The following is a 21,442-nucleotide window of genomic DNA, read 5'->3' as shown; positions in this document are numbered from 1 at the left end:
ATGAAACCATTTTTAACCTGCACTTTTCTAATTCTTACTTTTTTTGTTTTTTCACAAGATAAGGAGTATACTTCTTATATAGATATGAACAATTTTAAAGGGAACATCGCACTGCACAACAACGATATTCTGCATTTAATTAATGGGCATCCTGCAGGTGTTGTTTTAAGTTGGAATAAGAAGACTTATGGATTTAACGATTGGGAACAACGTTATAACTACCCCGATTATGGTTTTACTTTTGTTTATCAAAACCTTGAAAATGAAGTATTAGGGGGCAATGCATCCCTATACGCGCATTATAATTTCTATTTTTTTAATAGGAATGTCATGTTTAGAATTGGGCAAGGCATCGGGTACGCTCCAAATCCATACGATAAAGAAGAAAATTACAGAAACATTGCATTTGGTTCTCATTTATTAAGTAGTACTATGATGATGCTTAATTATAAAAAGGAGCGCATTATAGATAGGTTTGGGGTGCAAGCAGGATTTTCGTTCATTCATTATTCCAACGCCAACATTAAAGCGCCAAATGCGAGTGTTAACACCATAGCTTTTAATTTGGGTGTGACCTATAATTTGGATGAAAATGAGCCGGACTATATTACAACTATAGCCGATGGTGAAAAGGAAAAATTCACACAACCCATAAAATATAATGTTGCTTTTAGAGGCGGCGTAAACGAAAGTGATGTGGTTGGCAGCGGGCAGTTTCCATTTTATATTTTTTCGGCCTATGCCGATAAACGTATAAATGTTAAAAGTGCCTTACAGTTGGGAACCGATGTATTCTTTTCAAACTTTTTAAAGGAATATATTTATTATAAAAGTGTCTCATTTCCGGAAGAAAATGTTTCTGGAGATGAAGACTTTAAACGTGTAGGTGTTTTTGTTGGGCATGAGTTATTTATTAATAGAACCTCTTTAGAAACCCAGCTAGGGTATTACGTGTATTACCCATTTGATTTTGAAGGTAGAGTATATTCAAGAATTGGTTTGAAGCGTTATGTTAATGACAAATGGTTTGGTGCTTTAACTTTAAAAACACATGGGGCTAAAGCAGAAGCTGTTGAATTAGGAATAGGCGTTCGATTGTAAAATGAAAAAACTAATATACATAGTATCTATTTTATTGATTTCCTGTAATAGTGAAACTGCGAGCGATTGTTTCCAAACTACTGGAGCTATTGTGCAACAAGAAATGAATGTTTCTACCTTTGATAAAATATTAGTAAATAGAGACATCGAGTTAATTGTTAAAGAAGGTATTGAGCAAAAGGTTCTTATTGAAACAGGTGAAAATTTATTGAATGATATTGAGGCAGTTGTTGTAGAAGGAAAACTGATTCTTACAGATAATAATTCTTGTAATTACGTTCGAGATTATGGTGTTACAAAAGTATATATTACCTCACCGAATATTACTGAAATAAGAAGTTCTACGCAATATGAAGTGCGTTCTGATGGGGTTTTAACCTACCCAACTTTAACTGTTTTGGCAGAAGATTACAGTAAACCTAATTCGTTTACTAGTGGGAATTTTAGATTGCAAATTGATAATTATGCGTTTTATTTAGTGTTCAACAATTTATCCAATGCTTATATCTCTGGAAGAACCAATTATCTTGATATTGCGTTTGCAGCGGGCACTTCGCGTTTTGAAGGTTCTAATTTAATTGCCCAAAATATAGCGCTATGGAACCGAAGTTCTAACGATATGATTGTAAACCCACAACAATCCCTAACTGGGAGAATTTCTGGTACAGGTAACGTTATTTCGGTTACACATCCGCCCCATGTAGATGTTCAAGAATTATATAAAGGACGCTTAATTTTTAATTAAACCTACCGACTGCTTCGCAATTTCTAATTCTTCATTCGTAGGAACTACCAGAATTTTCGCTTTTGAATCTTCTTTATTTATGGCTCGAATGGTTCTTAAATCAGAATCATTTTTTTCAGTATCTAAATGAATACCTAAAAAATCTAAGTCCTTGCAAATTAGTTGGCGCATATATTTTGAATTTTCGCCAATACCTGCAGTAAACACTATGGCATCCAGCCCGTTTAAAATGGCGGCGTAACTACCAATATATTTTTTAATACGGTAAGCGTTCATTTGCAAAGCCAAAACACAATCCTTATTGCCTTTTTCAGCCATTGTTTGAATATCTCTTAAATCACTATAGCCTGTTAGTCCTAACATCCCACTTTTTTTATTTAACAGCGTGTTTATTTCTTTTAAACTGTAGCCTAACTTGTCTTTTAAATGAAAAATGATAGAAGGGTCTATGTCGCCCGATCGTGTTCCCATTATCAAGCCTCCCAAAGGAGAAAAGCCCATAGAATGATCTATGCTTTTTCCGTTTTTAACAGCTGTTATACTACAGCCATTTCCTAAATGAATGGTGATGATTTTAGATTCTTTTTTGCCTAAAAATTCAGTTGATTTTTCAGAAACATATTTATGGCTTGTTCCGTGAAAACCATATAAGCGGATATGATTTTCCGTTAAAAACTCGTTAGGAATCGCGTATTTATAGGCTACTTCTGGAATGGATTGAAGAAATGCTGTGTCAAAAACTGCTACTTGTTTTGCTTTTGGAAAGATGTCTTCGGCTACAACAATGCCTTCTAAATTGGCAGGGTTATGTAATGGGGCTAAAGATGATAATGTTTTTATTTTCTTTTTAACAGCTTCTGTAATTTCAGTAGTATTGCTAAAATGAATACCGCCATGCACCACCCTGTGTCCAACAATAGCGATATCTTCCGGTGATTTTAAAACTCCTACCTTTTTATCTAAAAGATGTTGAGCCACCAATTTTAACCCTGCTTTATGGTTTAATATTTTTGATTCCAACTCTATGGAGTCTTTATCGGTTTTAAATTTGAAAACAGCATCGTTAAAACCAATGCGTTCTACCATTCCGGAACATAAAATAGTTTCTTCGGGCATTGAAAATAATTGAAATTTTAAGGAAGAACTCCCTGAGTTTAAAATGAGTACTTGCATATTTTTAACTTTCTTGAGCTTGTATGGCTGTTATTATAACGGTGCTGTAAATATCATCTACGGTGCAACCTCTGCTTAGGTCGTTAACGGGCTTGTTTAAGCCTTGTAAAACAGGGCCAATGGCCAGTGCGCCTGTTTCGCGCTGTACAGCTTTATAAGTATTGTTCCCGGTGTTTAAATCTGGAAAAACAAGTACACTAGCACTTCCTGCAACTTCAGAATCTGGTAATTTGCTTTTTCCAATACGCATATCAACCGCAGCGTCATATTGAATAGGGCCTTCTATTTTTAAAGTTGGTACTTCCAATTTAACTATGTCGGTAGCTTCTCTTACTTTTTCAACGTCAGCACCTTTTCCTGATGCACCAGATGAATAAGAAAGCATCGCGACTTTAGGTTCAATACCAAACTCTTTAGCGGTTTGTGAAGATTGAATGGCAATTTCTGCCAATTCTTTTGCATTTGGGTTTGGGTTAATGGCACAATCACCAAAAACAGAAATTCGATCTTCTAAACACATAAAGAAAATAGACGACACAATATTTACGCCCGGTTTTGTTTTAATAAACTGCAAAGCAGGTCGTAACGTGTGTTGTGTGGTATGTACAGCTCCAGAAACCATCCCGTCTGCATGTCCTTTATAAATCATCATGGTTCCAAAATACGATACATCTGCCATAGCGTCTCTTGCCATTTCTAAGTTTACATTTTTATGCTTTCTTAATTCATAAAAAGTGTTTACGTAATCTTCAAAATAGGGTGATTTTGTTGGAGATACAATGTTTATGGCATTCAAATCTAAAGAGATATCGAGTTTTTCAATACGCTCTTTAATTAATTCTTCATCACCAATAAGCGTTAATTCTACTACTTGTGCATTTATCAATCGGGCAGCAGCCTCTAAAACACGTTCGTCTGTACCTTCTGGCAGTACAATGTGTTTTTTGTTTTTTAAAGCACGTTGCAGTAAATTATATTGAAACATTCTTGGGGTAAATATTCCCGATTCAAAGGTTATTAATTTTTCAGCAAGCTTGTCTGTGTCCACATGTTTTTCAAAAGTTGAGATAGAGGTGGTTATTTTTTCGGTGTTTTCGGCATATATTTTAGATTTAATATTTCCTATTTCGTTAGTTACTAAATAGGTGCCGTCTTTTACACTAATAATGGGTACCACACTAGAAAGACCTTCAATAAGTTTTAAAATAGGTTCTTCAGGAATCAGGCCGCCTGTTAAAATGATCCCAGAAATTTTAGGGTAATTTTTAGATATGTTGGCTTGCAAGGCGCCTAAAATGATATCGGCTCTATCGCCAGGTGTAATCACTAAAGCATTCTCTTTTAAATGGGTAAGGTAGTTGCGCAATTGCATAGCACCTACGCTAAAACTGTCTATAAGATTGTTTAACATGTCTTTACCAAAAAGAACTTTACCATCAAGTGATTTTATAACCTCTTTTACCGTAGGGCTCGATAAACTGTGAATTTTTGGAATAACCGTAATGTCAGTATTATTTATACGCTTTTGCAATAAGGTTTTTAAGGTTGAAACTTCATTGGAATTTGCCTTGTTAGTCATTATAGAAAGGACATCAACCGAATTTCTAAAAGTGTCGTAGGCTAATTGAACGCTATCAACAATTTCCTTGTTTTCTTTTTTATCGCCCTGAATCACGATAATAACAGGAAGACTCAGATTTTTTGAGATTAAAATATTCAAATCCAGTTCAATGCTGGAGTTTTCATGCGAAAAATCGGTGCCTTCAACCAAAACAAAATCGAAATGTTGTTCAAGGTGTTTATATTTTTTAATAATTTCATCAATTACTTCTCCCGATTTTCCTTGGTTGTACAAGTCAAGAACTTCGTTTCTGGTAAAGGCAAAGGTTTTTTTGTAATTGATGTCAATCTCAAAATGTGATAAAACCGTACTAATATGGTTGTCCATTTCGCCAGTATCTAGATCTTCAATAATAGGCCTAAAATATCCAACTTTAGCTGTTTTTCCTAAAAGCATACGCATTAAACCCAAAACAACAACAGATTTTCCGCTGTTTGGTTCAATGGTTGCTACATAAATTCCTTTACTCATGAGGTGTTTTGTAGTTTTATAAAGATAATTGATTGCACGTTTTAAGCAAAATAACTATGCTTTTTTTATTATTAAAAATAATGATGCTACAAAATTAATACCTACATCTTTTTGTAAAGATGATATTAGTCATACTTCTAGTATAAATCAATTAATTTTGGCACTGTTTCCCGAAGCGTCAGGGCAGCTACGGGCTTTCCAATGCAAATGTGAAACATTCGCGATTTCAAATTTATCAAAATAAATAAGTAATCCCTAACTCGTACTATCAGCTATAATTTAATAATTAGGGTAGCATAAGTAATTGCTCACTGTAATTTTGTAAATCTTATTATTTACATGCAACTGCAACCAAATAAATCAATTTCATCATACCATAGATATATAGGTTCATTGTTTTCATTAATTAAGATCAATGCTCTAGATGGTGTGTCTAATTCATTGTTAATAGGAAAGGAATCTGCATAAACAAAATATAAGTTGTCAATTCCTTTAATTTTAGCAAATGATTTTTGTAGATTTAAACTGGTTAGGCAATCAAAACATTCTTCTTTATAGTCATTCTGTAAAAGTAAATCTACTTTGGGGTTATTTTCAAAAACTAAATCAATAAAAAACGGGCTGCTAAATAGTAATTTATCGTTTTTAGAAATAGTTGTTGTGTCAATTGAGTATTCAAAATATTCTAAACATTCGTCAATATAAGCACCTAGTTCCATTATTTTGGTTGAGCCAACTTTGTTTGTTGTATAGTAGTATGTTACAGGTTTCGCTCTTGTATTAAGTATAGAATTTAGAAGCATAGGGTAAAACTTAATTTCACCAAAATGTTCCATTGTATTTTCCGTTATTGTATCAAACTTTTTGATTAAGTCCATTTCCTTTGAGATAGGAATAAGCTTGTTGTCAATATGCTTGTACTTGGGAAAAGTCAATATCCCAATCTCGGTATTTGAAAGCCTAAAGATTGGAGAAAGAACTTGTTTGAACGCAAAATCATTTTGTTTTTCAGATTTTAATGCATTCAAAAAAATCAAGTTATTGATGGTTAGTTTGTTTTTAGATATTACTTCATCAATATACGTAGTTTTTAGGCTGTCATTTTTAAATCTATTCTTCCAATATTTTTCGCAGTCAGGCATTAGTTGTTCTGGTTTTTTCTCTGCATTTGGATTTTCAGAAGTAACCTGAACTTCGCGAAAAGTTTTTTCTTTATCTTGATTTTTGCAGGCGTTAAGAAGATATATACTGAATAATATAAGTAGCTTGTATCTCATTTCAAATGTTTGGCATTATCAGCGATATAACTAAAATTAGCACTACTTCGAAGTCAACTCCCTAAAAAGCGATTCTAAACTCGCATTTTTTTGATTGAGTTGCAAAATCTTTAATTTATTGTCATGTGCAAAGTCAAATACATGCGAACGCATATCTTCAGAAGTTGAAAAAGTGATTTCATAAACAAAATCGTGCGTATTAACTACCGTTTTAACTTTTGGTAACTTTAATAAAAAAGCATCTTCAACACGATAATCAAACTCAACAATAACAACTTGATCTTTGTTTTCGTGTAAGTCTTTAAGTTTTTTATCGGCTACAATTTCACCTTTATTGATGATGATAACACGGTCGCACATCGCTTCAACCTCTTGCATAATATGTGTAGAAAGAAACACTGTTTTAGTTTTTCCAATAGATTTAATTAAGTTTCTAATTTCAATCAACTGGTTTGGATCCAAACCAGTAGTAGGTTCATCTAAAATTAAAACATCGGGGTTGTGCAAAAGTGCATTAGCAAGTCCAACACGTTGGCGGTATCCTTTTGATAGTTGCCCAATTTTTTTATGGGCTTCGGGCGTTAACCCAGTAAGTTCTATAACTTCTTCAATACGTTCTTTGCTGATTTTATAAACGCTAGCATTAAAAGACAAATACTCCTTAATATACATGTCTAAATAAAGAGGGTTGTGCTCGGGTAAATAGCCAACACTTTGTTGTACTTGTTGCTTATCTGTATTTACATTAAACCCGTTTACGGTAGCGATACCTTCACTAGAACCTAGGTAAGTGGTTAAAATTTTCATCATTGTAGATTTTCCAGCACCATTCGGTCCTAAAAAACCAACAATTTCAGGCTTTTCAACTTTAAAAGAGATGTTGTTTAACGCTTTTTGGTTTCCGTAAAGTTTCGAAACACCTTCTACCTGTATGGACATATTTAAAATTATTTATTCAAAAATAATGATTATCTAATGTAATGTATGTTTTGCTGTAAAATATTTAAAACTTTTAATAAATATGAAAAAAAGGTTTTAACCTGTTTTTATTTCTTGAAATATTAACTACTTTAGCCGCATAATTATGAAGACAACAGTAGGTTATACATATTTTAGCGGTTTTTATTTTTTCTTTAGCAGAAAAAACGAGACGTTGTATGTGTAATTTATAAACATAAATTTTAATACTAAGTCTCGATGAAAATCGGGACTTTTTTTTGTATATGATAAAAACAGTGGCCATACAGGGCGTAAAAGGATCTTTTCATCATATTGTGTCGCAGCAATATTTTGATAAGCCTGTTGATGCTATAGAATGTTTAACATTCGACCAAGTAGTCGACTCTTTAATTACTAAAGAATGTGATGCGGCTATTATGGCCTTAGAAAACTCTATAGCAGGGTCTATCATTCCTAATTATGCTTTAATAAACAAATTTGGATTGCACATTGTTGGTGAACATTATTTAGATATTCAGCACAATTTAATGGCATTGCCCAATCAAAATATTAAGGAAATAAAAGAGGTGTATTCGCACCCTATGGCGTTATTGCAGTGTATGGAGTTTTTTAAATTGCATCCACACATTAAATTGGTTGAAGATAAAGATACTGCCGAGGTTGCCCAACGTATACAAGAAAACCAACTTAAAGGTGTTGGCGCGATTGCAAGTGTTAAAGCAGCCGAAATTTTTGAATTGGATATTTTAGCACATAGTATTCAGACCATAAAACATAACGAAACGCGTTTTGTTATTGTAAAACGTTTGAATTCTGAAATACCAGAAAATCAAATAAATAAAGCGTCGGTTAGGTTTGAAGCAGACCATAAGCGAGGTAGTTTAGCAGCTATTTTAAATGTAATGAGCGATTGTAAACTGAATTTAACCAAAATACAATCCTTGCCAATTGTAGAAACGCCTTGGAAATATGCGTTTTTTGTTGATGTTACTTTTGAAACTTATGCAGAATTTAAAAAGGCAAAATCTATTATAGAGATTATGGCGCAAGGATTTAAAGTTTTAGGTGAATATAAAAATGCCAAGTTATGATTGAGGCAGCAAACAGATTAAATACCGTTGAAGAATACTACTTCTCAAAAAAATTAAGAGAAGTGAATTTGCTTATAGCAAGTGGTAAGCCTATTATAAATTTAGGTATTGGTAGTCCAGACATGCAACCGCCACAAAAAGTAGTCGATGCTTTAAATGAAGGTTTTTCAAATCCAAGTGCTCATAAATACCAAAGTTACCAAGGCTTACCTGAATTAAGAGAAGCTATAGCTGGATTTTATAAAGAACAATTTAAAGTACATTTGAGTCCAGGAACAGAGATATTGCCATTAATGGGAAGTAAGGAAGGCATTATGCATATTTCTATGGCATATTTGAATGATGGTGATGGCGTATTAATCCCAAATCCTGGATATCCTACATACGCTTCGGTTACGAGATTAGTTGGTGCGGAATCTGTTTTTTATGAATTAGATGAATCCAATAATTGGTTGCCCGATTTTAAGGCTTTAGAGAAATTAGATTTAAGTAAAGTAAAGTTGATGTGGGTGAATTACCCGCACATGCCAACAGGCGCACAACCAAGCAAATTTCTATTTGAAGAATTGGTGGCTTTTGGAAAAAAGCATAGCATTTTAATTGTTAATGACAACCCATATAGTTTTGTTTTAAACGATAACCCGAGAAGTATTTTGGAGGTAGAAGGTGCTAAAGAGGTTTGTTTGGAATTGAATTCTTTAAGTAAAACCTTTAACATGGCAGGTTGGCGTGTAGGTATGGTGGTTGGCGATAGCAAACACATAAACAATGTGCTAAAGGTAAAAAGCAATATGGATTCAGGGATGTTTTACGGCATTCAAAAAGGAGCAGTGGAAGCATTAAAATGTTCCAATATGTGGTTTAGCGCACTAAATAGCGTGTACAAACAACGTAGGGATTTAGTATGGCAATTGGCAGATGCGCTGAATTGCACGTATGATAAAAATGCAACCGGTTTATTTGTTTGGGCCAAGTTACCAGCGTTTGTAAAATCGGAAGAATATATTGATTTGATATTAAAAAACAATCACATATTCATTACACCAGGAACCATTTTTGGTAGTAAAGGTGAAGGCTACATACGCTTTTCGTTATGTGCCTCAACCGAAGTTTTAGAAGAAGCAATTGCAAGAGTGAAATAGTTTTCAGTCGCAGTCGCAGAAAAAAAGTAATTACAAAACAGTAATACATTCGTGTATTCGTGACAAAATAAAAAACCTTTCTCGTTTGGAGAAGGTTGATAAGGAAATGAAAAATATATACATCATAGGAGTTGGTTTAATAGGCGGAAGTCTTGCTATTGATATTAAAAAGAAATATCCGGAAGTGGTTATTCACGGTATCAGCAGAAAAGAAACGACACTTAATGAAGCTTTGGCTCTTAATTTAATTGATAAAAAGGCAACTTTAGATGATATTGTAAATGCCGATTTAGTAATTATTTCCATTCCTGTTGATGCTACGGTAAAATTACTGCCTTCTATTTTAGATAGAATTTCAGATACAGGTTTAGTGGTTGATGCAGGTTCAACAAAAGCTGATATTTGCAAGGTAGTTGAAAATCACCCAAAACGTAGAAACTTTTTAGCAATGCATCCCATTGCGGGAACGGAACATTCTGGACCTAGTGCAGCTATTCCAGATTTGTTTGTAGGGAAAACAAATATTGTATGTGAAGTTGAAAAAACAACCTTCAAGCTTCAAGAAAAGGCATTGGATTTGTTTAAATCTATTGGCATGCGTATTCGTTATATGAATCCGGAGGCGCATGACAAACACATTGCCTACGTATCACATTTATCGCACATTAGTTCGTTTATGTTGGGGAAAACGGTGATGGAGAAAGAGAAAAATGAACGTGATATTTTTGATATGGCGGGTAGTGGATTTGCATCAACTGTGCGTTTGGCAAAAAGTTCACCGGAGATGTGGACACCTATTTTTAAACAGAATAAGCAAAATGTTATTGAAACTTTAGAGGAATACATCACAAACCTAACTCATTTTAAAGAACTTATGAAAGGGGATGATTTTGATGCTATTTTTAATGAAATGAAAGAAACGAACCATATAAAAGATATTTTAAACGGTATTATTTAAAGTGAATATAAAGCTGAAAGCGTGCTGTTTTTCCGCGTTAGGGATTGCAGCGGAAAGCCCACAGCGAGGTACGAGCGAGGACTTGTAGCGAAAAGCCCGACCCTTTAGGGTAACGCCCAAAAGAATTGTAAAAAGAGTAAATATTAATTATAAAAGATTATTTCGAAACATGTGGGTTTCACATCAAGTAGATTTAAAGTAAATCAAATAAAATGGAAAACAAAAAAGAAATGAGAACGTGGTTAGATGACTTAAATTTAAGCCATCCACTGGTAATTGCAGGACCTTGTAGTGCTGAAACAGAAGAGCAAGTATTAAGAATAGCGCACGAGCTAAAAAATACGGATGTAAGTTATTTTAGAGCAGGTATTTGGAAACCAAGAACACGTCCAGGAATGTTTGAAGGTGTTGGAGCTTTAGGTTTAAAATGGTTACAAAAAGTAAAAGCAGAAACGGGTATGAAAATTTGTACCGAAGTTGCAAACGCTGCACATGTAAAGTTAGCCTTAGAGCATGATGTCGATTTATTATGGATTGGTGCACGTTCTACAGTAAGCCCATTCATTATGCAAGAAATTGCAGATGCTTTAGAAGGAACTGATAAGCCAGTACTTATTAAAAACCCAGTAAATCCAGATTTAGCGTTGTGGTTAGGTGGTATTGAGCGTATTTACAAAGCAGGTGTTAAAAACATTGGTGCGATACATAGAGGGTTTTCAACGTATGAAAAAACGAAGTACAGAAACAACCCAGAATGGCAATTGGCTATTGAGTTTCAAAATAAATATCCAGATATTCCTTTAATTAACGACCCATCGCATATTACAGGAAAACGGGATATGATTTTTGATGTATCTCAAACGGCTTTAGATTTGAATTTTGATGGTTTAATGATAGAAACTCATTACGATCCAGATAACGCTTGGAGTGATGCGTCTCAACAAGTAACTCCAAAAACCTTAGTTCAAATTATGAAAGATTTGAAAATAAGAAAAGAAAGCGATTCGGAGGCAGATTACAATAAGCAGTTAGATAATTTAAGAGCACAAATTGATGTGGTTGATAACCAAATTATCGAATTATTAGGAAAACGTATGAAAGCTGCCGATAGTATTGGAGCGCTTAAAAAACAGAAAAATGTTGCTGTTTTACAAAGCAAACGTTGGAACGAAATTTTAGGTAAAATGGTTATTGAAGGAGAAAGCCAAGGATTAAGTGAAGAGTTCATTTTGAAAATGTTTAAAGCAATTCACCAAGAATCGATTAATCACCAAGAGAAGGTAATTAACGGATAATATAAATTGAAAAACGCCTCACAATTGTGAGGCGTTTTTGTTTGTATTTCTTTAGTAAAGACTAATCTTTGTCTTTACTGTTTTTGGTGTAAGCCAATCTTCTAGAAGATTTTCTCATTAAAACATTAATTAAATCTTCAGTATTACTACCTATACTGCCACTTACTTTTTTGTTGTAATTCCAAAGTAGAATACCATCAGTAGCATTGTGAACACTCATGTTTATTGTTGCGCTATTAGTGCTCCCAAAAAATCCGAACAAAACGCCTAATGCAACAGAAGCGCCTTCAGACATGGGTTTGTTGGTTTCGAATTCTCCAGAAATTACGGCATCAACTTCAAGTATTTTGGCTAATTCTTGTGGGGTGAAATCCATAATATTGTTATAATCAATAGTCTGTTTTTTTAGCATTGCTGTAGTTGTTCTGGGGTCTTGAATTTCTAAATTTTGTAAGTCTCCACGCTTTTTTCGCTTTAAAAACCAAGAATACATAGCGGTTTGAATACTTTCTCCTTCCGATTTTTCTACGCGGTTAAGTTGCTCTGCACTCATGTCTTTCATTTGTTTGGGGCGTAACTGTACTTGCGTTTTAAAAGGTACAATGGCAATGATTTTGTGTGTTTTGGCTAGTTCATCAAAGTTTGGGTTTTCATACAAATTGGTTTGTGCTACCACATTTTGAAAAAATGTTAAAAGGAAAAACGATAATAAAATTTTTTTCATGTTGTTGATTTGTTAAGGTTTTAAAAATGATAAATATAAATATATTCTCACATATAAGTTTGTTTTTTTATTTTACTTTTGAAAACAATTATTATGATAGGACTCGTTTATAAATCTACAGGAAGTTGGTACACCGTTAAAACCGAATTGGGCGATACTTACGAATGCCGTATAAAAGGTAAATTCCGAATGCAAGGCATTAAAAGTACAAACCCCATTGCGGTGGGCGATTTTGTGGATTTTGAATTAGAAACAGATGACACTCCGGTAGTGGGAGTTATTCATAATATACACGATAGAACTAATTATATTGTTCGGAAATCTGTAAATCTATCCAAGCAAACTCATATTATTGCCTCTAATATCGATCAGGTTTTTTTAATGATTACTATTAATAATCCGCCAACATTGACCAGTTTTATCGATAGATTTTTAGTGACAGCTAATGCGTATTCAATTAAAACCATATTGCTGTTTAATAAGGTAGATACTTATGACGAAGAGGCTTTAGATGAAGTTCGGTATTTAGCACATGTGTATAGAAAAATAGGGTATGAATGTATTGGTATTTCATCTGTAACAGGTAAGAATGTTGATAAGGTAAAGGCCATAATGCATAATAAAGTAAGTATGTTTTCGGGGCATTCTGGTGTAGGTAAATCAACACTTGTTAATATGATTGAACCAGATTTGAATATTAAAACCAAGGAGATTTCAACCCTGCACATGCAAGGACAACATACCACCACTTTTGCGGAAATGTTTGATCTTGGTTTTGGAGGAAAAATTATCGATACACCAGGAATTAAAGGTTTTGGTGTGGTAGATATGGATAAAGAAGAAGTGGGCGATTATTTTCCTGAAATATTCGAACTAAAGCAAGACTGTAAATTTAATAACTGTTTGCACATAAAAGAACCGAATTGTGCTGTAAAACAAGCTTTAGATAAGGATGAGATTGCATTTTCACGTTATCGTAGTTATTTGCAAATTGTTGAAGGTGAAGATGAGCATTACCGGACCGATAACTGGGAAAAGGAATGAAAGTAGTAATTCAACGGGTTTTAAAAGCAAGTGTTACTATTGAAAATTCGAAAGTTGCTGAAATTTCAAACGGACTCCTCGTACTTTTAGGTATTGTTGATGATGATGCCCAAGAAGATATTAAGTGGTTATCAAACAAAATAGTAAACCTTCGTATTTTTGGAGATAATGAAGGTGTTATGAATAAATCATTATTAGATATTAATGGCGATGTCATTGCCGTAAGTCAATTCACTTTACACGCTGCAAGTAAAAGGGGCAATCGGCCCAGTTACATCAAAGCAGCAAAACCAAATGTTGCCATTCCGCTTTACGAAGCATTTGTAAAACAAGTGGAAACCGATTTAGGAAAGCCTATACAAACCGGAGAATTTGGTGCCAACATGAAAGTAGAACTACTTAATGATGGCCCTGTAACCATTATAATCGATTCAAAAAACAAAGAATAATGGCGTCCATTTTTGGGCATAGTGTTGTGGGGTATACTTTAACTAAAGCTATGGGTGCGAACAATATAAAATGCTTGCTGCCGTATTTTCATCTATTTTACCCGATTTTGATGTTGTAAGTTTCCGTTTGGGCATTCCGTATTTGCACCCTTTAGGACATCGTGGGTTTACACATTCTATACTGTTTTCTTTTTTATGGGCGCTTGTTTTAATGTTCACTTTAGGGAAACAGTGTAAAGTTATTTGGTTTTTGGTCATTCTTTTGTCAACACTATCGCATGGTATTTTAGATGCGATGACTTCAGGGGGTAGAGGTGTTGGTTTTTTTATTCCATTTGATAACAATCGTTTTTTCTTTTCTTTTAGAGATATTAAAGTTTCACCTATAGGCATTGATAAGTTTTTTGTCTGAATGGGGTGTTAAAGTGATTTTTAGTGAAGTAAAGTATGTAGTTCTACCTTGTTTTATTATATTGTGTGTGAGATTTTTAGTTTTTAAACTAAAAGACAGGCATTACAGCGAAATATGATTTTTCTTATGTAATTTATTCTTTTAATATTTTATATTTAAGAATTCAACCAAACTTAAACACAATTTATGAAGGTAAAGCATGTTATTTTGTATTTTGTTTTATTCACAGTATTACAAGTTTCTTCCCAAGAAAACTTATATGTCAGTTTTTCAATTCCCGCCAATTTAAAGGAAAATGCCAATGCCATTATTCGTTCAAATCAATTAGATATCACTATTAATGCTGTTGATGATATGACGGTTTACGAAAAACGAATTATAACCGTATTAAACAAAGAAGGGAATAGTAACATAGATGCCTTTGTGCATTATGATAACAACGTAAAAATAAAAACATTAGAAGTTTTGGTATTTAACCAATTTGGGGCTGTTATTAAAAAAGTAAAGAAGAACGATTTTAAAGATGTAAGCGCTGTAGATGGGGGTACGTTATATTCAGACTCTAGAGTTAAATATTTAGAATATACACCTATTTCATATCCCTATACCATAGAGTTTGTATGTGAAATCAATACTAAAAATACAGCATTTATAGAGTCGTTTACACCCGTTAATGATTATTTTGTAAGTGTTGAAAATAGCTCTTATACAATAAGTTTCCCAAATGATGTCACTATTAGAACGAAGGAGAAAAATTTAGAAGGGCTTGACTTATCCAAGGAGTCTCTTCAAAATAAAATAAGTTACAGAGTAAAAAATGTAGAAGCTATTAAACCAGAACAATATAGTCCTGCTTTAATTGATATACTTCCAACAGTGGTATTTGCCTCTAATCGATTTGTGTATGAAGGAGTATCGGCGACTGCAGATAATTGGATGAGTTTTGGAAAATGGGTTTATCAAGATTTATTGAATGATACAAGTGATTTGCCAGAAAGCACTATTAATATGATTCAAAACCTTGTAAAAGATGAAGAGAATGAAATAGAAAAAGCAAAAAAAGTATATCAATATGTTCAAGATAAAACACGTTACATAAGTGTACAGGTAGGTATTGGTGGGTGGAAGCCTTTTAAAGCTTCAGAGGTTGATAAACTCAGTTATGGTGATTGTAAAGCCTTGACTAATTATACTATGTCTCTTTTAAAAGCTGTAGGAATTGAATCTAATTTCACCTTGCTTTTTGCAGGGAATTCGCAACGGAGTATGGATGAAAATTTTGCTTCTATGCGGGCTAACCATGCTATTCTTTCCATTCCAAATAAAGGTCAAACTATTTGGTTGGAATGTACAAGTCAAAAAGCACCTTTTGGTTTTATCGGCGATTTTACCGATGATAGAGACGTACTAGTTGTAACGCCAGAAGGAGGTAGTATCCAACATACGAAAAAATATACAACAGAGGAAAATTTACAAATAATAAAAGGAAGCTATAGTGTGTCTGATAATGGAGATATTGATGTAAAAGCAACTGTAAACTCCAAAGGGATTCAATATGATGATAAATATTTGTATGAAAGTGAAACGGAAAGAGATTTAGATGTCTATTACAAAAAGCGATGGAAATACATTAATGGAATTAATATTAGTAAAATGCAACTCAATAATGATAAATCAGCTATAGAATTTATTGAAAACATTAGTTTCGTTGCACCCAACTACTCTAAAATTGTAGGAGATAGAATGTTGCTTCCGGTAAATGCCTTAAACAGAAATACCGATATACCAGACCGATACAGAGATAGAAAATTACCGCTAAAAATTAAAAGAGGTTTTAAAGATGTAGATGAAGTTGAAATTAAATTACCAACAGGTTTTGCTATAGAATCGTCCCCTGATAATGTAGTTATAGAAAATAAATTTGGAAGCTATAAGGCTGAAATTATAGTTAAAAATGATTCTACAATATTTTATAAACGCGAATTGGTAATTAACGATGGTGAATATCCAAAAGAAGATTACGAAACTTATAGAGAGTTTTATAAGGAAGTAAATAAATATGACAATTCAAAAATAGCATTAATTAAAAACCAACAATAAATGAAAATTACAGCCTTTTTATTAAGTATATGCTTTTGTACAAGCATGTTTGCCCAAAATTTTAGTTTTGGTAAAGTGTCAAAAGAAGAACTAGAAGAAAAATTTAATCCGTTAGATTCTTCGGCAAATGCCACTTATCTATATAAATATAGAAGAACTTATATGGAATATAGACAAGAAGAAGGCTTTTCGTTGGTTACTGAAATTCAAGAACGAATTAAGATATACAGCCAAGAAGGATTTGATTATGCAACTAAAGAAATAAGTCTTCATAAGCAGAATAATGATGAGGAAGAAGTAAATAGTTTAAAAGGGTACACCTACAACTTGGTTAATGGAAAGGAAGAAGAAACTAAACTTGAGAAAGAAGGGATTTTTAATACTGAAAAATCTAAATACATTAATGAGACAAAGTTCACGATGCCAAACATAAAAGAAGGGTCGGTTATTGAATATAAATATAAAATTGTTTCCCCTTTTTATTGGAATGTTGACGATTTTGAGTTTCAACACGATATTCCTGTTAAAAATGTAGAAGCACTGTTTGAGGTACCAGAGTATTTTAATTTTAAACCCGTTTCTAAAGGTTTTATACCAATGAATCCAATTCATGAAGCAAAACGAGGCGTAATAAGGTTTACAGGTAAAGAAAGGGGGCAAATGTCTCAAACCGAATTCTATTCTTCAGAGTTAATATATACAAATAACACAACAAAGTTCATGCTTTCTAATATCCCAGCTTTAAAAGATGAGCCTTATGTAAATAATATAGAGAATTACCGTTCAGCAATAAAATATGAATTGTCATATACTAATTTTCCCGATTCGCCACTTAAATATTTTTCAACTACTTGGGAGGATGTGGTTAAAACAATTTACGATAGTTCTAATTTTGGAAAAGAATTAGATGCAGACAGATATTATAATGACGATATAGATGCTTTAATTGCAACTGTAAGTGAGCCTATTAAAAAAGTGGCATTAATATATAATCATGTTAAATCAAAAATAAAGTGGAACGGTTATTATGGAAAATTTACAGATGAAGGTGTAAAAAGGGCATATTTGATTAACGAAGGTAATGTAGCCGAAATAAATTTAATGCTAACTTCTATGTTGCGATATGCAGGGTTAAGTGCAAATCCTGTTTTGGTTAGCACAAGGCAAAATGGGATTCCGTTGTTCCCAACAATTGATGGATATAATTATGTGATTTCGGCTATAGAACTACCAGAGGGCACCATGCTTTTAGATGCAACCAGTAACTATGGTGAGCCAAATATTTTACCTCTTAGAACTTTAAATTGGGAAGGTAGAATTATTAGGAAAGACAAAAGTTCTTCAACTATAAACTTATATCCAAAAGATATATCCAAGAATTCATCAACAATGTTGGTTAACTTGAGTGGCTCTGGTAATTTAGATGGGAATGTGCGGACAATAAAAACCTCATACCAAGCTATGAAGTATAGAGAAGACTATATAGGCACAGATAAAGATAATTTTTTAGAAAAGCTTGAAAACAGATATAGTGGTATGGAAATTTCAGACTTTGAAGTGAAAAATGACACCGATGTATCTAAACCAGTTATGGAATCATTTAAGTTCACTTTAGAAAGTCAAGCAGATATTATAGGAGATAAAATGTATTTTTCTCCACTTTTCTTTTTAAAAACAAAAGAAAGCCCATTTAAATTAGAAAAAAGGGAATTTCCAGTAGATTTTGGATATCCTTTAAATAACCGGTACATGGTAACTGTAAATTTGCCTGAAGGCTATAAAGTTGAAAGTATTCCCGAGCCTTTTGCTTTAGGGCTTCCAGATAATTTAGGTAGCTACAAATATAATATAATAGAAAGAGGTAGTACCATTCAATTAATTGTTGAAGCAGAAATTAATCAACCAGTAATTTCATCTTTATATTATGATGCATTAAAAGCTTATTTTAGCAAAATAATTGAGTTGGAAGGAGGACAAATAGTTTTAACTAAAGTATAATGAACATTAAAAACGCACAGCAAGAAGTAGATAAATGGATAAAAGACCATGGGGTTCGCTATTTTAACGAACTTACCAATATGGCACAACTTACTGAAGAAGTAGGTGAGGTAGCTCGTATTATTGCACGTAGGTACGGAGAACAAAGTGAAAAAGAAAGCGATAAAAACAAAGATCTTGGCGAGGAATTAGCCGATGTGGTTTTTGTAGTGTTATGTTTAGCAAACCAAACGGGTATTGACCTGCAGGCATCTTTTGATAAAAAGTTGGATTTAAAAACCAATCGAGACCACGATAGACATCATAATAACGAAAAATTAAAATAAATTATAAGTATATTTGAACGCTTCTTTTAAGAAGCGTTTTTTATGTCAGTTCGAGTCTTTCGTCATCGCTCAAGATAAACTAAAGTCGAGAACTATTTGTTAGTTTTTAATTTATAAAATGAATATCACACTTCAAAAATCTAAAATCGTAAATCGTCATTCTGAAATCACTATTACAGGTTCAAAAAGCGAATCGAACAGGTTGTTGCTTTTACAAGCTTTATACCCAACCATAAATCTGGAAAATGTTTCAAATTCAGATGATAGTTGTTTAATGACCGATGCTTTAAAATCAACGTCCAATGTAGTCGATATTCATCATGCAGGAACCGCTATGCGATTTCTAACAGCCTATTTCTCCATTCAAGAAGGGCGCGAAGTAACACTTACCGGTTCTAAGCGCATGAAGGAGCGCCCCATTCAAATTTTAGTGGAAGCTTTAAAAGAACTTGGTGCGGAGATTAGTTATGTTGAAAATGAAGGTTATCCACCCATAAAAATCACAGGAAAAAAGCTAACTAAAAACAAGGTATCGTTACAAGCGAATGTAAGTAGCCAATACATTTCAGCATTACTTTTAATCGCTTCCAAACTCGAAAACGGTATAGAATTGACTTTAGAAGGCGACATTACCTCGGTGCCTTATATAAAAATGACGTTGAGTTTGCTGGATGAAATAGGTGTAGAATCATCATTTGTAGGGAATACCATCACCGTAAAACCCAACACCCAACACCCAACACCCAAAACCTTAACCGTGGAGTCCGATTGGTCTTCAGCATCCTACTATTTTAGTATTGCAGCACTTTGCGAAGTTGGAACAGAAATTACGCTTTCATCTTACAAAGAAAACTCGTTGCAAGGGGATTCTGTGTTGGTGGAAATCTATAAGGCTTTTGGGGTTGAAACAATATTCGGAAATAATTCAGTAACTCTAAAAAAATCTTCAATTGTTAATAGTCGATCGTTAATCGAATTCGATTTGGCAAACGCTCCAGACATTGCCCAAACCATTGCGGTAACTTGTTTTGCGTTAGGATTACCTTGCGATTTGACAGGGCTTCACACCCTAAAAATTAAAGAAACCGATAGGTTAGTAGCCTTAAAAACTGAAATAGATAAATTAGGAGGAAACGTTGCTATAACAGATAGATCATTACACCTTTCAGCATCTCATGTTATAAAAGAATATGTGCCTATTGCCACGTATAACGATCATAGAATGGCTATGGCATTTGCTCCCTTAGCACTTAAAAAGCCAATAGTTATAGAAAATGCTGAAGTGGTTTCAAAATCATATCCAACCTTTTGGGACGATCTAGAATCCATCGGTTTTAAAATAACTAAATAATAATCACTTATTTACTTGACAACGCCTATTCCACAATCGTATATTTGCAGCCGTTTGTAATTTGAGTATTCATTTATAAGCGGTTAAACAAATAAACACATAAACTCTTTTTTACATGAAGTTATCACACTTTGGTTTTAATTTACCAGAAGAATTACTAGCCGAATATCCAGCAGAAAATAGAGATGAGTCTCGTTTAATGGTTTTAGACAGAAAAAAACAAACCATCGAACATAAAATGTTTAAGGATATTATTGACTATTTTAATGAAGACGATGTTTTAATTCTTAATAACACTAAAGTATTTCCTGCTCGTTTATATGGTAATAAAGAAAAAACAGGAGCAAGAATTGAAGTGTTTTTATTGCGCGAATTAAACGAAGAACAACGCCTTTGGGATGTATTGGTAGACCCAGCACGTAAAATAAGAATTGGTAATAAATTATATTTTGGAGACGACGATACGTTGGTAGCAGAAGTTATCGATAATACAACATCTCGTGGTCGTACCTTACGTTTTTTGTATGATGGATCCTATAAAGAATTCCGTAGAAAATTAAACGAATTAGGTGAAACACCACTTCCTAAATATATCAAAAGAGAAGTGCAACCGGAAGATGAAGAGCGTTACCAAACCATTTATGCTAAAAACGAAGGTGCTGTGGCAGCTCCAACAGCCGGACTTCATTTTTCAAAACACTTATTAAAACGTTTAGAAATTAAGGGTGTTAAATTTGCTGAAGTAACCTTGCACGTTGGTCTAGGAACTTTCAATCCTGTTGAGGTTGAAGATCTTTCTAAGCACAAAATGGATAGTGAAGAGCTTAAAATAGAAGGTCAAGCGGTAGAAATAGTAAACAAAGGCATTAAAAACAAAAAACGCGTATGTGCGGTAGGTACTACAGCAATGCGAGCTATTGAAAGTTCGGTGTCTTCAAACGGCGAGTTAAACGAAGTAGATGGGTGGACAAATAAATTTATTTTCCCTCCATACGATTTTAGTATCGCAAACTGCATGATTACCAATTTCCACACACCAAAATCAACATTGTTAATGATGGTTTCGGCGTTCGCAGGTCACGATTTCATTAAAAAAGCATACGAAGAAGCTGTAAAAGAAAAATACAAATTCTACAGTTATGGTGATGCCATGTTAATCATATAAATTTCAAAGCCTTGTTCATTCAAGGCTTTTTTTTATTCC

General features: G+C 33.4%; 19 protein-coding genes. 14 read left to right on the top strand and 5 right to left on the bottom strand.

What is annotated here, in order from left to right; translation table 11 throughout:
- Both VP395_RS13030 and VP395_RS13025 read left to right on the top strand, forming a co-directional pair.
- Positions 1 to 1,101: an acyloxyacyl hydrolase gene (locus VP395_RS13030; RefSeq protein WP_346242457.1), complete on the top strand. Its 1,101-nt coding sequence runs from the start codon at positions 1 to 3 to the stop codon at positions 1,099 to 1,101.
- A gap of 1 nt (position 1,102) precedes the next feature.
- Positions 1,103 to 1,846, top strand: coding sequence for a head GIN domain-containing protein (locus tag VP395_RS13025; RefSeq protein ID WP_346242456.1), 744 nt, complete (start codon positions 1,103 to 1,105; stop codon positions 1,844 to 1,846).
- Here the strand turns inward: VP395_RS13025 and VP395_RS13020 are convergent.
- From VP395_RS13020 to gldA, 4 genes are all read right to left on the bottom strand, one after another.
- Positions 1,832 to 3,019, bottom strand: a complete 1,188-nt coding sequence (locus tag VP395_RS13020; RefSeq protein WP_346242455.1) for an acetate/propionate family kinase — start codon at positions 3,017 to 3,019, stop codon at positions 1,832 to 1,834. The two genes, VP395_RS13025 and VP395_RS13020, sit on opposite strands and share 15 nt — an antisense overlap.
- 4 nt (positions 3,020 to 3,023) lie before the next feature.
- Entirely contained in the window at positions 3,024 to 5,111 is a 2,088-nt protein-coding gene (pta, locus tag VP395_RS13015) for a phosphate acetyltransferase (protein ID WP_346242454.1), read from the bottom strand.
- Positions 5,112 to 5,446: 335 nt separating this feature from the next.
- Complete coding sequence (locus VP395_RS13010) at positions 5,447 to 6,388, bottom strand: hypothetical protein (protein ID WP_346242453.1); 942 nt, start codon at positions 6,386 to 6,388, stop codon at positions 5,447 to 5,449.
- Between the two features lie 42 nt (positions 6,389 to 6,430).
- Positions 6,431 to 7,327: a gliding motility-associated ABC transporter ATP-binding subunit GldA gene (gldA, locus tag VP395_RS13005; RefSeq protein WP_346242452.1), complete on the bottom strand. Its 897-nt coding sequence runs from the start codon at positions 7,325 to 7,327 to the stop codon at positions 6,431 to 6,433.
- A gap of 284 nt (positions 7,328 to 7,611) precedes the next feature.
- On the opposite strand from gldA, the gene VP395_RS13000 reads away from it, so the two are divergent.
- The 4 genes from VP395_RS13000 (at position 7,612) to VP395_RS12985 (ending at position 11,834) form a co-directional block, all read left to right on the top strand.
- Positions 7,612 to 8,439, top strand: a complete 828-nt coding sequence (locus VP395_RS13000) for a prephenate dehydratase (protein WP_346242451.1) — start codon at positions 7,612 to 7,614, stop codon at positions 8,437 to 8,439.
- Positions 8,436 to 9,581 carry a pyridoxal phosphate-dependent aminotransferase gene (locus VP395_RS12995; RefSeq protein WP_346242450.1) on the top strand — a complete coding sequence of 382 codons (1,146 nt, stop codon included), beginning with the start codon at positions 8,436 to 8,438 and terminating at the stop codon, positions 9,579 to 9,581. Before VP395_RS13000 ends, VP395_RS12995 begins: the two co-directional genes overlap by 4 nt.
- Before the next feature lie 106 nt (positions 9,582 to 9,687).
- On the top strand, positions 9,688 to 10,539 hold the full coding sequence (locus tag VP395_RS12990) for a prephenate dehydrogenase (RefSeq protein ID WP_346242565.1): 852 nt from the start codon (positions 9,688 to 9,690) through the stop codon (positions 10,537 to 10,539).
- Positions 10,540 to 10,751: 212 nt separating this feature from the next.
- Positions 10,752 to 11,834 carry a chorismate mutase gene (locus tag VP395_RS12985; protein WP_346242449.1) on the top strand — a complete coding sequence of 361 codons (1,083 nt, stop codon included), beginning with the start codon at positions 10,752 to 10,754 and terminating at the stop codon, positions 11,832 to 11,834.
- A 61-nt stretch (positions 11,835 to 11,895) separates the two neighbouring features.
- Here the strand turns inward: VP395_RS12985 and VP395_RS12980 are convergent, their stop codons facing one another.
- On the bottom strand, positions 11,896 to 12,558 hold the full coding sequence (locus tag VP395_RS12980; RefSeq protein ID WP_346242448.1) for a hypothetical protein: 663 nt from the start codon (positions 12,556 to 12,558) through the stop codon (positions 11,896 to 11,898).
- Between the two features lie 93 nt (positions 12,559 to 12,651).
- Between VP395_RS12980 and rsgA the strand changes: the two genes are divergently transcribed.
- The 8 genes from rsgA (at position 12,652) to queA (ending at position 21,403) form a co-directional block, all read left to right on the top strand.
- Positions 12,652 to 13,602, top strand: a complete 951-nt coding sequence (rsgA, locus tag VP395_RS12975) for a ribosome small subunit-dependent GTPase A (RefSeq protein ID WP_346242447.1) — start codon at positions 12,652 to 12,654, stop codon at positions 13,600 to 13,602.
- On the top strand, positions 13,599 to 14,051 hold the full coding sequence (gene dtd, locus VP395_RS12970; protein ID WP_346242446.1) for a D-aminoacyl-tRNA deacylase: 453 nt from the start codon (positions 13,599 to 13,601) through the stop codon (positions 14,049 to 14,051). Before rsgA ends, dtd begins: the two co-directional genes overlap by 4 nt.
- 70 nt (positions 14,052 to 14,121) lie before the next feature.
- A complete protein-coding gene (locus VP395_RS12965) occupies positions 14,122 to 14,463 on the top strand; it encodes a metal-dependent hydrolase (RefSeq protein WP_346242445.1) in 342 nt (113 codons plus the stop codon).
- 186 nt (positions 14,464 to 14,649) lie between these two features.
- On the top strand, positions 14,650 to 16,563 hold the full coding sequence (locus VP395_RS12960; RefSeq protein ID WP_346242444.1) for a DUF3857 domain-containing protein: 1,914 nt from the start codon (positions 14,650 to 14,652) through the stop codon (positions 16,561 to 16,563).
- Entirely contained in the window at positions 16,564 to 18,561 is a 1,998-nt protein-coding gene (locus VP395_RS12955) for a DUF3857 domain-containing protein (RefSeq protein ID WP_346242443.1), read from the top strand. It abuts the gene before it with no gap.
- Positions 18,561 to 18,887, top strand: a complete 327-nt coding sequence (locus VP395_RS12950; protein ID WP_346242442.1) for a nucleotide pyrophosphohydrolase — start codon at positions 18,561 to 18,563, stop codon at positions 18,885 to 18,887. The genes VP395_RS12955 and VP395_RS12950 overlap by 1 nt, the downstream gene beginning before the upstream one ends.
- A gap of 118 nt (positions 18,888 to 19,005) precedes the next feature.
- On the top strand, positions 19,006 to 20,238 hold the full coding sequence (locus tag VP395_RS12945; RefSeq protein WP_346242441.1) for a 3-phosphoshikimate 1-carboxyvinyltransferase: 1,233 nt from the start codon (positions 19,006 to 19,008) through the stop codon (positions 20,236 to 20,238).
- A 115-nt stretch (positions 20,239 to 20,353) separates the two neighbouring features.
- On the top strand, positions 20,354 to 21,403 hold the full coding sequence (gene queA, locus VP395_RS12940) for a tRNA preQ1(34) S-adenosylmethionine ribosyltransferase-isomerase QueA (protein ID WP_346242440.1): 1,050 nt from the start codon (positions 20,354 to 20,356) through the stop codon (positions 21,401 to 21,403).
- Positions 21,404 to 21,442 lie beyond the last annotated feature (39 nt).

Source organism: Mariniflexile soesokkakense (genome assembly GCF_039650365.1).
Taxonomy (GTDB): Bacteria; Bacteroidota; Bacteroidia; order Flavobacteriales; family Flavobacteriaceae; genus Mariniflexile; species Mariniflexile soesokkakense.
Note: the sequence above shows the minus strand (reverse complement) of the source record. Positions and strands in the feature narration are given on the sequence as shown.